Origin of the sequence: uncultured Chitinophaga sp. (assembly GCF_937898475.1) — a bacterium.
GTDB lineage: Bacteria > Bacteroidota > Bacteroidia > Chitinophagales > Chitinophagaceae > Chitinophaga.
This window is the reverse complement of the sequence record NZ_CALEJS010000012.1, coordinates 414,280-428,036: the sequence shown is the minus strand read 5'-3', so window position 1 is coordinate 428,036 and position 13,757 is coordinate 414,280. Positions and strand designations below refer to the sequence as shown.

At 40.1% G+C, this 13,757-nt stretch carries 8 protein-coding genes; 5 read left to right on the top strand and 3 right to left on the bottom strand.

The window, feature by feature from the left end; all coding sequences use genetic code 11:
• Positions 1-2: 2 nt before the first annotated feature.
• The 4 genes from Q0577_RS05175 to Q0577_RS05160 all read left to right on the top strand — a co-directional run bounded on the left by Q0577_RS05175 (position 3) and on the right by Q0577_RS05160 (position 7,242).
• Positions 3-1,634, top strand: a complete 1,632-nt coding sequence (locus tag Q0577_RS05175; protein ID WP_298733424.1) for a class I SAM-dependent DNA methyltransferase — start codon at positions 3-5, stop codon at positions 1,632-1,634.
• A complete protein-coding gene (locus Q0577_RS05170) occupies positions 1,627-3,588 on the top strand; it encodes a restriction endonuclease subunit S (RefSeq protein WP_298733423.1) in 1,962 nt (653 codons plus the stop codon). The genes Q0577_RS05175 and Q0577_RS05170 overlap by 8 nt, the downstream gene beginning before the upstream one ends.
• 70 nt (positions 3,589-3,658) lie before the next feature.
• Entirely contained in the window at positions 3,659-5,824 is a 2,166-nt protein-coding gene (locus Q0577_RS05165; protein WP_298733422.1) for an AAA family ATPase, read from the top strand.
• Positions 5,821-7,242, top strand: a complete 1,422-nt coding sequence (locus Q0577_RS05160) for a hypothetical protein (protein WP_298733421.1) — start codon at positions 5,821-5,823, stop codon at positions 7,240-7,242. The genes Q0577_RS05165 and Q0577_RS05160 overlap by 4 nt, the downstream gene beginning before the upstream one ends.
• A 203-nt stretch (positions 7,243-7,445) precedes the next feature.
• Here Q0577_RS05160 and Q0577_RS05155 read toward each other — a convergent pair whose 3' ends face one another.
• On the bottom strand, positions 7,446-8,540 hold the full coding sequence (locus tag Q0577_RS05155; RefSeq protein WP_298733420.1) for an RloB family protein: 1,095 nt from the start codon (positions 8,538-8,540) through the stop codon (positions 7,446-7,448).
• Positions 8,540-9,841 carry an ATP-binding protein gene (locus Q0577_RS05150; protein ID WP_298733419.1) on the bottom strand — a complete coding sequence of 434 codons (1,302 nt, stop codon included), beginning with the start codon at positions 9,839-9,841 and terminating at the stop codon, positions 8,540-8,542. Before Q0577_RS05150 ends, Q0577_RS05155 begins: the two co-directional genes overlap by 1 nt.
• Before the next feature lie 772 nt (positions 9,842-10,613).
• Between Q0577_RS05150 and Q0577_RS05145 the strand changes: the two genes are divergently transcribed.
• A complete protein-coding gene (locus Q0577_RS05145; RefSeq protein WP_298733418.1) occupies positions 10,614-11,852 on the top strand; it encodes a site-specific integrase in 1,239 nt (412 codons plus the stop codon).
• Positions 11,853-12,317: 465 nt separating this feature from the next.
• Here the strand turns inward: Q0577_RS05145 and Q0577_RS05140 are convergent, their stop codons facing one another.
• A complete protein-coding gene (locus Q0577_RS05140) occupies positions 12,318-13,655 on the bottom strand; it encodes a TIGR00341 family protein (RefSeq protein WP_298733417.1) in 1,338 nt (445 codons plus the stop codon).
• Positions 13,656-13,757: the final 102 nt, after the last annotated feature.

Sequence of the window (13,757 nt, the reverse complement as noted above, 5' to 3'; positions counted from 1 at the left end):
CAATGACATTAGATATCAACTATACGATCAAGACGAAGCAGCTTATAGACAACCTGAAGAGTGTGTGCGCCAACTATGGTTTAGGCAATGATGGCAACGAATTCAAGATCATCTCACAGGTTTTTTTGTATAAATTTTTAAATGATAAATTCCGCTATGAGGTAAAAAAGTTGAAGCCGGAACTTGATGCAAATAAAGATTTCAGTGCAGCACTAATCAAGCTTAAAAAGAAAGATTATGAGCTGTTGATGGATTTGCTGGATGAGAATGTGCCCCGTTTAAAACCGCATCAGCTCATAGCTCACCTACACAATATTCAGAACAGTGGTGATTTCGCCAAAACCTTCGATGATACGCTACGAGATATCAGCATAGAAAATGCCGATGTCTTCTCTATTAAATCTTTTTCGGGGGCGAAAGATAAATTGTTCGATGAGCTGAGCACTTTTATCACGGATGCTTCGCAAAGGGATGCTTTTTGCCGCGCCCTCATTAATAAACTGTTCGAATTCAGTTTTGAACAAAGCTTTGAGGATTATTTTGAGGAAAAATATGATTTCTTCAAAGATATTTTTGAATACCTAATCAAGGATTACAACTCTGATTCAGGCGGAAAATATGCGGAGTACTACACCCCTAATGCCGTATCCAGGATCATTGCGAATATACTGGTGCCAGGAAAGGTAAAGCAGGCCCGTTGCTACGATCCCAGTGTGGGATCAGGATCCTTGTTAATGTCCCTGGCTCATAAAATTGGTGAAGACAGGTGTACCATTTATTCCGAAGATATTTCGCAGAAGTCCAGCACCATGCTGCGGCTGAACCTGATCCTGAATAATCTGACGCACAGCATTCCCAACGTGATTAAGACCAACACCATTACGCAGCCGTTTTACCTGGAGAAACTGAAATTTGACTATATCGTATCCAACCCGCCCTTTAAGCTCGATTTTTCAGATTTCAGGGATGACCTGGAGAAAGACAGTTTTAAAGAACGCTTTTTTGCCGGCATACCCAATGTACCTAAGACTAAGAAAGAATCAATGGCTATTTACCTGCTCTTTATCCAGCACATCATGTACAGCCTGAACGATAGCGGGAAGGCAGCTATTGTGGTCCCTACAGGATTCATCACAGCACAGAGTGGTATTGAAAAGAAGATCCGCGAACGCCTGGTGGACAAGGGCTGGCTGCGCGGTGTGGTGAGCATGCCCAGCAATATTTTTGCGAGCACTGGCACCAATGTATCCGTGCTGTTTCTCGATAAAAAAGCGGACACCGAACATATTGTACTGATGGATGCCAGCAAGCTGGGCGAAACCGTAAAAGAAGGCAAAAACCAACGTACGGTGCTGACCCGCGAGGAAGAAGCCCGAATCGTCAATACGTTTAATAACAAGCAGGCAGTTGAAGATCTCTCCGTGATCGTGACCCAAGAGCAAGTGCAAGAGAAGAATTACTCTTTTTCTGCCGGCCAATACTTTGAAGTAAAGATCGACTATGTAGATATTACCGCAGCTGAATTTGCCGAAAAGATGCAGGGCTTTGAAGAACGACTGAACGCTTTGTTTAAAGACGGTAATCGTTTGGATATCGAGATTCAGAAACAATTAAAAGGGTTGAGGTATGAATAATTGGCATCAAACTTCAATTGGAGATTTTATAGATTTTAATCCGTCGGAAAGCTTGCCAAAAAATAGGTTGGCTAAGAAAATTCCGATGGAGAAGTTGGGCACATTTGAAAGAAAACTTAAAGGATTTGAATATGCTGAATATAAATCAGGTCCCAAATTTAGAAACGGAGATACGCTTGTAGCGAAGATTACGCCTTGTTTAGAAAATGGGAAGACTGCGTATGTCGATATCTTGAATGAAGGTGAGGTGGCATATGGGTCATCTGAATTCATTGTTCTAAGAGAAAATGGACATTCAGACAAAAAATTTATTTACTATTTAGCTCGTAGTCCTTTGTTTAGGGAACGGGCAATAAGCTGCATGGAGGGTACTTCTGGTAGAAAGAGAGTAAATGAGGGTGCGCTAAAAAGGCAGGAAATTGTAGTTCCTGACTTAATAGAGCAACAAAAAATAGCAGCTGTTTTATCCGCTTTAGACGATAAAATAGAACTCAACAACCGCATCAATGCCGAGCTAGAACAAATGGCTAAAATGCTCTATGATTACTGGTTTGTGCAATTTGATTTTCCTGATGCTAACGGGAAGCCTTATAAATCCACCGGGGGTAAAATGGTGTATGATGAGGTATTGAAGAGGGAGATTCCGAAGGGATGGAATGTGACAGTTTTCAATGATTGGATTGCAGCAACAAAGGCCGGCGATTGGGGTAAAGAGACCCAAGAAGGCAATTACACGGAAAGAGTTTATTGCATAAGAGGTGCTGATATAAATGGCTTAAATGGTAAAGGAGAAATCAAATCTCCCGGGCGTTTTATATTGAAAAACAATCGCTCAAAAATTTTAAACCCTAACGATTTCATTGTAGAAATTTCAGGTGGAAGTCCTACTCAATCAACTGCAAGAATAGCATTATTGACAGAAAAAACATTTGAACGATTCGATGCAGATGTGATCTGTTCGAATTTTTGTAAAGCCGTTTCCATAAGGGATAAAAAGTATATTTTCAACTTTCTGCAGGAGTGGCAACGGTTGTATGATTCAGGTGTCTTCTTTGGCTATGAAGGGAAAACAAGTGGTATAAAAAACTTCTTGTTCGATTCTTTTATGGCTTCATACCATGTCGTTTTTCCTGACAAGGAGATCGTTGAAAAATATTATGAGTTCGCAAAGCCTTTAGAAGAAAAAAGACAATCTAATCTTCATCAAAACCTACAACTTTCCGCCCTTCGCGACTGGTTACTGCCCATGCTGATGAACGGGCAGATAAAGGTTGTAGATGTTGGTAAAGAGTATAATTTGGAGAAGGAACAAGCAACGTCGGCTGCAAAGCCACTAAACACTTACGGGGAGCTACCTAAACTTAACATTCCAGAGAGTAGGAAAAACTTTGCGAAGCAGGTACTGGCCGGTAAAATCGTTTCTGAGTTCAGGAATGATCCTAATTTTACCGATATTAAGTTTCAGAAGATACAATTCCTCGCAGAGCATATCATAAAAGCCGATCTCAAGCTGAACTATTATTACCAAGCAGCTGGCCCTTATGATAATGTGTTCATGCATACTATCTACAACGACTTCCGCAAGCAAAAGTGGTTTGATTATCAGAACAAGCGATTTGTGCCATTAGAAAAGCAGGGGAACATCGAGGAGTATTACCAGGGATACTTTGGGCCAGCACATGAACAGCTGAATAAGCTATTTGAGCTGCTTTATCAAACCACCGAAGCAGAAGCGGAGATCATCGCTACACTGTATGCTGTTTGGAACAACCGCATCATCGAAAAACGAACAATAACAGATAAGGAACTGGTCCGGGACTTTTATCAATGGAGTGATCGTAAGCGGCAATACTCAGAAGTGCAAGTTGCTGAAGGGCTCGAATGGTTACGAACACATCAAATGGAGCCGAAAGGTTTTGGAAAGTTGATTAAGAAAGCGAAGGGCAAAAAGTAAGCTAAATGGATGTTGAAATACAATTCTATCTATACAATCAAAGATGATGTAAACCCTATATATTTTCAGTATGGAAAAACAAACATTGGAAGCCATATGCAATAAGATAGAGGTATGGGGCGATTGGAGAAGCAATTATGCCAAGTATGTACCTCTATTTATAAAAGAAGCCGCCCGTGCCGTCCGTTGGGAAGATTGGGACCAGGAAGTATTCCATGAGTATTTTATAAAATCCTCTGGCCAATGCGTGTCTTCGTTAAAGCAAGGATACTTTACCAATGACGAGAAAGAGGCTATTAAAACACACTGGGATGAGATCGCCCCTTTGTTACAAAAAATTGCGCAAGAACAACACGAGCCGCAGTACGAAGTATATAATGAGCTGAAGGCAAGGATACGCCGATATACAGACCAGGATAGACGCGCAGCTACCAATCGGCTGATAGCCGGGTTGCAGCCCCAGCTCCTATGTACTATAGTAAATCAGAATAGGCTCTGGGAGCTCTTTGTACAATTGCGCATAAACACCTATGGATTTGCGCTGGAATGGAAGCCAAGCTGGTTTGAGAACAGCTACCAGATCCTGCAGCTTTTCAAAAAAGCGCTGAATACTAACGATGGCTATCAGATCATGACTTATCCCTGGCAGGTATATGAAGAATACGATTTTGAAAATAGCGTTAAAACGCCGGATAACGATATGAGTGAAGATAAAACCGCAGAGATTATCGCCTTGTTAAAGTACAAAAAGCAGATCATTCTGCAAGGCCCCCCGGGTACCGGAAAAACGAAATTAGCTAAGAAAATAGCCCAAGTACTGACTAGTGCCAATACTACAGAAGTATTGACAAAGGAAGATATAATTGCTAATTGTAGAGACCAGATTAGTATACCAACCGCTAAAACCAAATTGAATTTTAAGATACTGGGGGTAAATGAAGGCGGTATTCGGGTTGAAAACTCAGAAGGGAAAGAACATACTGCCCCATACAACGAAATTGTGAGAATGTATGAGGCTAAAGCGTGGGAAAAAGAGGGCATGATCGTTAATGGTACCCATTCTTACAGTGCAGCAGTGGCTAAGTTCCTGCACAGTAGACGAGATACAGCTTCATTTGGATACTATAAAATCATCCAATTCCACCCTTCGTACAGCTACGAAGATTTTGTAAGAGGCATTGTGGCAGAATCTAAGGGAGATAAAATTGAATATAAAAATGTGAATAAACCTTTAGCTCTGTTTGCAGAAGAGGCGTTGAAAAATTTCCAAAACTCTAAGAAAATTCCAGAATTAATATCTAAAGAAATTTGGGTTGAGAAACAATACCAAAAGTTTAAAGAACTTCTGGAATCTGACTTGGAAAAATTTGAAGAGGTTTTAATAAAAAATGAAACAAAACCCAAAATAACGGCAATAGAAGATGATGCTATAAGAGTTAATCGGTATAGTAATGAAAGTGATTCCGTGTTGATAAAAGATAACGATATTATTAACGGATATATTGGATTATATCTTACAAGCCCACAAATTAAGATAAAGGAGAACATAGTACTTTCCAAGTCTGCAAGAAGCGGAATGTATTATCTGTATCAGAATCTGACTGAGAAATTCAAAAAATATTTACAGGATAATAATCTATCCTTTGATCCAGAAACAAATATTGAAAAGCAGGAACTTAATAACTATGTACTCATCATCGACGAAATTAACCGTGCCAATCTTTCTTCTGTCTTAGGTGAGTTAATTTATGCTTTGGAATATCGTAATGAGGTAGTTGATTCTATATATGAAGTAGATGGATCAACCAAACTAATCCTACCGCCTAACCTCTATATCATCGGTACTATGAATACAGCAGACCGCAGTGTAGGGCACATTGATTACGCCATCAGAAGACGATTTGCCTTTGTGAATGTGTTGCCGGAAGCATTGGAAGAAGATGAGGAAATCTATTTCAATGCAGCGCATTTTGCGAAAGTGGCAGCATTGTTCAACCGCAATAATGTAAGCCCTGAATTTGAAGCAAAAGACGTACAGCTGGGACATAGCTATTTTATTGTGAAAAAACAGGATGCTCCTTCAGCTGCTGAAAGAGACGAGTTATTCCGGTTGAAAATGGCTTATGAAGTGGTTCCACTCTTACTCGAGTATGTAAAGGATGGCATATTAACAGGTAAGATCGGCGAACAGGATATCAAAGATTATATTAACGGATTGAAACCAGACGTATCATGAAGATACTCCTGACAGAACATGCGAGCGTCGAGGTTTACCGTACCGCAAACGGAAACGAGGTCAATGCTTTGGCGTTTAGTGAAGATGTCTTTGCCAAAGTGCATAAAGATAATATTCGCTTGTTTAAACGGGAGCGGGGAAAGGATATCTATCCTTTTTTACTAGAACAGAAAAATGCGGATACGTTCCATCTGAAAGCTAACTATTATATCGGTGCAGACTGGTTGGTGAAAGACAGGAAATTTATACAGGTAGATCCTAAGATCAATACAAAACTGGCTCCCACTTTTGACGCAATAACAGATATACCGGATCCAGAAATCAGTGACGACGACCAATTGAAAGATAAGCTGCCACAAGCTGAATATCTGGAGGTGGACTATCTTAAAATGTTGCTGGATATTATGTCTGCTGGGCTACCCACCCACTATACAGATGATCTTGTTTTAATAGACTGGCATACATCACAAATACCGGTAAACCAGCAGGAGGACCACCTTACCCCCTTTCTGGTAGTGCAATTCCTGCAATTATTGAAAGCGGTTGTACGTAAGGGTTTGAAAAAATCTTATTATAAAGTGCGGGAAAACCTGAACAACAGGGTAAAAGGGAAGATACTCATCGGCCCGCATCTTAAGCAGAATATATTCAAAAACCGCTTAACGCAAACTTATTGCGAATACCAGGTATTTGGTGAAGACAATATCGAAAACCGGTTCCTGAAAGAAATGCTTCGTTTCGCAAGTAGCTATATAGAAAATAATAAGCCCTGCTTTGGAAATAATGTAGAGGCGGTAACAAACCTGGTAAACTATTGTCGTCCGGCCTTTGAGCACATTGGTAATGAACTGAATGAAGATCAACTGAAACAGGTACGCTACAATCCCTTTTTTAAAGAATATAAAGAAGCGATTACCATAGGCAGGCATATTCTTAAAAAATTTGCCTACAATCTCTCGGAAACATCAAATGTGGAAAGAAAGACTCCCCCCTTCTGGATTGATATGCCCAGGTTGTTTGAGTTATATTGCTACATACAGTTGTTAAAGGCGAATCCTCAGGATAAGCATCATATTCATTACCAGTTCAGCACCTATGGAAATGTATTGGATCTATTGATCTCTAAACCCGATTGTCAGATGGTGATTGATGCAAAATACAAACTGCATTACCAACAGGGACAAGTACATCAGGATATCCGACAGGTAGCCGGCTATGCAAGGTTAAAGAAAGTACGGGGTCAGTTAAAGATCACTGACGACCGGAATATTGATTGTCTACTAATCTATCCAGATTTGAAAGCAACTGGTTTAAACTGCTTATTAAATGATATTATAAAAGCATCAAATCCCATTGCAGCTTATGATAGGGTATACAAGCTAGGTATACCCTTACCACTTACGCAAAGGAACTTTTGATTTTGGTATTCTCTGAATAAAGCGGCTTTAGAAACTCTCGACACTGTTGTGAGTTTCTAGTTACACTGCAGCGACAATAAGAGCTAATGGAAACAGAAAAAGACAGCGCCAGAGCGGAGACGAAACAGCAGGGATTCAGAAACTAGATCGCCCAACCTAAGAACATAGCATTTCTGATTGGAAACTAATACCTAACTTCTGGTTTAGAGCTTAAGCCCCAAATGAACCGTATCGATAGTAAAAGTAAAGACTGCTTGCGAAAGCTCTTCGGCGGAAACGGCAAAAGGCAGACTCGCTTGGTCGCCTGCGAAAATAACCTTTCTTTCGCCCAGGGTGTGTTGTACTCCGGTGCTAAGCATAGTGACCGTGATAGAATGAGAAGGAAGAACAATTCCAACACTGCCGATATTGGTAACCTTCACTAAAAGGTCGACATCAAAGACAATACTCAATCGCCCTTCTATGATAAACTCCTGGCCCAGCTGAACAAATTCATAGTGATGTTCAGTTCTACCCGTGAGTCTCTTCACAATACTATCCGTCGTAAGGAACGGATTCCGTTCATGTATGGGCACCGTACTCTCTCGCAGCTGACTTTCATGACGTATCCACGCGGCATTCCAAAAACCTGTTTCAAGCAACGGTTCCACCAAAGGAAACATTGATGTGCCACTCTTACTTTCGGTCCAATAATGTTTTTGTCGGGCATAACCACCAACACACCTGGCGCCGGCACACTCACGTGGATCTGCACCATTCGTCGAGCAGTTAAGTACAACGTCACCTATTCGGCACTCAGATTTACTAAATGAAAAATAATAGCGTTCAAAGTGAAGCAGCAGATAATACTCAAACGCAATACTGGTGTAAGCTATTTGTACTTGCTTACCATTGATATTCTGAGCTGCTGCGATGAACGCCTGCTCAACAGCTGGGTGATTATCCTTGTCAAAGACCACCCACGCCTCATTATAGGTACCATCCCTTAGCTGGTCTTGTGCCGCCAATACCCATTTGAGAGGTGGCACGCCGGGAATCTCGGGAGGAAGGGGTTTGCCTGGCAAAAGCGACCTTGATTTTCTTTGGCGCACATAATCCTTCTGTTCAACCCGTTCTTCTTCTTGTTCTTTGCTTTTCTTATTCTCAGGCTCCTTTGGCTCGGGATGAATAGTAATCGCAATATCACCTATCGAGTAATGCCCCTGTAGGATGCGATCGCGGATAGCATTAAAGAATTGTGGTTCTGTGTTCTCACCTTCACAGATGATCAACACTGTATACTGGGATTGACGTGCCATTAAATATCTTCAAAAAGCGATTCTATGGATTGAATATCAGGAATACCACCGAACTTGCCGGCCAAATACCATTTGTCAAATGGAGTATCTTCTCTTACATCGGGAAAATCTTGAAGAGAATATAGCTCTGTAACTCCACACTCATCTTTTTCCGCAAACCATATTTGGTCTTTACGAAAGATAGTCCGGTCCAGTAAGTTTGTATCGTGAGTAGTAAAGATAATTTGGGCGTTCTTTTTATTAATTCGCTCACTCTGAAAAAGCAGCACCAGCAGTTTAGATAAATATGGATGAAGGCTCGTTTCCAACTCGTCTACAAAGATGATCCCGCCTGTTTGAAGCGTTCTTAATATCCTTCCCCCAAAGGTAAATAATGTTCTTACGCCATTCGATTCTTCTGAAAGTGGAAGGCTACCTTCCTGGTCAAGCGATTCACCATCATGAAACATCGGATGGGTAGCACTAATGTCAAAGCTAATTCGCTTTGTTGGCTCCATTTTCCCATTGCCCAGTCGATAGGTCACCCCCTCCTTTTCCTTCGTGGCAATCCTCAAACTTTTTAAGCCAGTATCAGCAAAACGTAACAACTCGTTGAGCCTTTTTAACAAAACGTCATCATTAACAAGTTGCCTTCCTAAGGAATCTCTCTGACTCGGAGAGGCACCAAGTTGCAGCGGAGTAACTACCGCGATACTTCTAAAATAGACAAATATTTTAGAAATAAATTCATCAGCCACATCACTACCAAATTTGGAGAGCCCTGCCTGATTTTGAAAAAGGTCCAATTGTTGCTCTTTTCTACCGCTTTTGTATTTTAACTTATGGATTAACTCTTTGCTTGACTCTTCAATTTCTCTCTGAAGCAAAACGACCGGTTTGCCCATTGGCCAATAGGTAAGCGTTTCAGCAAATACTGTATTAAAACCAAAGCTGATCTCATATTTGAAACGGACATCATCAGGACCAATAAAGTCAATTGCAAATCGCACCGGCTTTTCGTAAGTATTAATATCAAATCGAAAAGGCGACCATGCATCTATCGGTTGGCCTGCGACGATAAAAGGGTTGCACACAAATGATAATATCTCCCGTACACCGCGGATCAAATTAGATTTGCCAGAAGCATTGGCTCCATATATGGCAGCCATCTTCAATATTCTTTCCTGCTCTTCACTTGTACCTTTATTGATCCTCTGCAAGACAACATTCTGTTCTTTTGCTTTAGATCCTTCAGCCACTAAACTCAGATTAACAGGCGCCTTATACGAACGGAAGTTTTCAAACTCTAACCTTAGTATCATGTAGTGTTTTTTGCATATTTTCTGCAAAATAACGATTTTGGTTGGAAGTAACGACAAATAAAAGCTCATTTGGGGACAAAATGGGCAAATTGTTTGAGGCTCTATCTGTCGAACCCGCTAAAAATGTAAATATGGTTGATTGAACATCAAATTATATTAATCTTCAAATAGTTATCTTTGAAAGATGCCTTAGAGTCAATAGAAAAAGGCTCGGACTTTGTCTTGTCAAGGCGACAATGCCTAAAAGCTAACAATTGGGACCTAAAATCTCCAGTTGTTCCCATCTGACAGCAGTTACTACTTTTGGGTATTATTTAAATGTTGAATTATTTCATGGTTACCAAATCATTATATAGGGACTTCTCCGATTGTCGATATTTCTGGCTGGTTAAGGTAATCGGTCAATCCTTCTCCTAATTGTGTTAGGAAACACTATGCCAAAATAAAAATTCTCCAATATTGACGCTTTTATAGGAATCTCGCAATAACTCTGTTAGGTTGAACAATTGTTCGTTCGATATTTTCAAAATCGTATTAAAAAAAGTTTACCGTCAAAGTATCGGAATAATTCTTTGGAAAATGCATGCTTACTAATATTGCTGCTAATGCAAACTCGTGTATGGCTGCCAAACAGTCGATTAATCATTGCCGTCAGCAATGTATCGCTATTCGATTATTTTGTCGCATATTCTAACTAGTTTTCTGACCTTTACTCTTTGCTATCACGTAATACTTCGAGGTTAAAATATTTCTTAACCCTAAAACAATAGTAATGAAACGTCATCACAATTTTGGCGTCAGTTTCTATATTCGCCAAAATAAAAACAAAACAAAAGATTATAGCATCTATGCTTGCATTAAAGCAGGTGGCACAGTTAGAGAATTATGTATTAGAAGCGGTTTAAAAAAGGACGATTGGAATGAAGGAAAAGGAAGGCCGAAAGAAAAAAATGATGAACTGATTATGCTATCCCTTTATTTGGATACTGTTAAGTCAAAACTGTTAAACATCTGCCTTGATCTTGAACTTAATGCAGGAATACTGAGTGCAGAAAATGTGCGGAATATTTACCTGGATCGAAAAAGTACACATTACACCCTTCTACAACTGATCGACAAGGCAACCACTAAATATGAAAAAGAAATTGAAAAGGGTAGCCTCAAAAATTATAAGGCCACAAAGTCCTACGTTGAAGCTTTTTGCAAGATAAAATACAAATCTGGAGATGTCCCTTTGAGACATCTTACCTATGCCTTTATTGATGAACTGAAAACTTACATTCTGAATCATCCGCTGAAGCCTAATAATCCTTGCCACAGTAATGGTTGTATGAAACATATGGCCCGGTTAAAAAAGATAATGGCCTGGGCGTACGAAATGCGGTTTGTTGACCGTGATGTCTTTGCCTCTTATAAAATAAAAATAAAACGTCATGAAAGTGAGATATTACACTGGGAGCAGCTAAAGACTCTTGAAAACAAGGTATTGCAACGCCCCATGTTAAACCTAGTAAGAGATCTTTTTGTGTTTTGTTGTTATACTGGCATGGCACCAATAGATATGCAACGCTTACGTCCGCACCAAATATACTCTGGTATCGACGGTTTAACTTGGCTAACCTACACCCGAGTCAAAAGCAATGTTTCTGCTAATGTGCCTTTACTCAGTCCCGCTATTGAACTGATAAGAAAATATAAGTTGAAGGAAGGAGATATCCTAAGAGATACAGTTTTCCCATTTGTTACTAACAAAGATTTAAACGACAACCTTAAAATTATCGGTGAAATCTGTGAATTTAGAATGCCACTTCACTTTTATATGGCTCGTCATACTTTTGCGACAACGGTTACCCTTTTACAAGGTGTCCCCATTACTTCCATCCAAGAAATGCTTGGACACGAAAAAATTGAAAGTACTATGATCTACACACGAACCAGTAACCCGGTGGTAGGTATGGACATGATGCTGGTACAACAGAAGATGGATATTTGGAAAAGATTATCCGACTAAATCAGAAACAAACACCATAATTCTCTTTTAATAGCAAATGATTACCTTTGCATCAGTTCTTTAGAAAACTAAACCGTGAGTCAATCCGTGAGTTCATGATATGAAAATCGTCGTAACTTGTTGGAAATAATATAATTAGCAGGGATATTTCGAATCTTGTCGTCCCGACTTTAAATCAAGCACTTACGAATTGTCGTAAGTGCTTTTTTGTTTCCAGTAACCTCCGGGAGCTTTTTTAGCGTTTTAAGAACGTAAATATATGTCTGCAATTTGCCTATCGGCCAGGCCTAATATCTTAAAATTGTGTTGACAAGATATCTTAGTTGCGTTACCAGCACAGCGACAAAAAGAAGTCAGCCTGCTTCCAAAGCAAGGTTTACAACATTATCTGAATATTCCTTTGAGGAGCAAGTGTGTCGCAATCAATCATTCATCGGAAGACTTATTAGAAAGCTGAACCGGTGATTAGTCTACAACTAACTTAACAGTATCTACCTCCAAACGCATTTTTAACCAGGCATTCAAACGGCTTCTTTCCGCACTGCTTGCAGGACGCGAAAAATTAGCTACGACCATCGTTACAGTATCCCGCGGTAAGGTATCTGCACGATGTATAATCATATCGGATATTGCGTAATAATTCAGATTGGGATAGAGCGCCTTTATCTCTTTCGCAATATCCGGATACGGGGCATTAATTTCCTGCCCACGGGGGGCGGAAGCCTGTATAGAGCTATCTTTCTTAAAAACATCTTCCAAAATACTCGCTTTGATCTGGGAAAGGTCTATTTCCTGCTTGGCATTCAATCCCTGTTTAATATTGAGTGTAGTACGATACAACCCATAATTTTTCAACCTTTTGCCGATAGTATCGATCTGTTGCTTCGTTAACTCGTAACCTATCAGCAGCAATTCAATTTCGTTGCTGTTTGGATTATACTTATAATTCTTGTTGACTACCTGTGTATTTTTAAATTGAAATTGTTCCCTTACAAATTTTTGTGCATTGCTCTCAAAAATGCTTTTCTGAACGATCCGGTAAGCGAGGTAAATACTTGGCAATAAAGTTATCAGGACTATGAAAAAGATATAATGCCCGATCCTTTTCTCGTATGCTTTGTCCTCGAAGCTTTTCTTTTTAAATCTCAAAAATCGGACGATCAGGAAAGTGCTGATACAGATAAATACGCTATTTATAAAGTACAGGTATAATGCACCCAGAAAATAGTATATATGGCCGGCAGCTATTCCATATCCGGCTGTGCAAAGGGGTGGCATCAAAGCCGTTGCAATAGCTACACCGGGGATCACATTGCTTTTTTCTTTTCGTGTGCCGGCAACGATGCCCGCCAGTCCGCCAAAAAACGCAATAAATACGTCCCATACCGATGGCGTTGTGCGCGCCAGCAATTCGCTTTGTGCCTCGTGCAAAGGAGTGATTAAAAAGTAAAGGGTGGATGTTGCAATACTGATGATCGTTGCGACCAGGAGATTTCTTATCCCTTTCTTGACCAACTCGAAATCATTGATCCCAATTCCCAGTCCTATGCCCATAATGGGCCCCATCAGTGGAGAAATCAGCATTGCACCGATAATCACTGCAGTTGAATTGACGTTCAGGCCAATGGATGCGATGAATATGGCAAATATTAAAGTCCACAAATTAGCGCCAATGAAGTCAGAATTCTTTTTGATAGACAGGATTACTTCATCTTCATCGGCTTTGTCCAGGTGCAGATTGAACCGGCGGGCAATCGTGAGCTTAAGTAGCCGGTACCATTTCGTCTCTTTTTCCTGTTCCATAGTAGTGCTGGTTTATTATGAGAACGATAGCTAATTAGATAAAGCCAGCAATATACCATTCTTTGCTTAAAAACCATTTCTGGAAACTAAAAGGTAAGATTA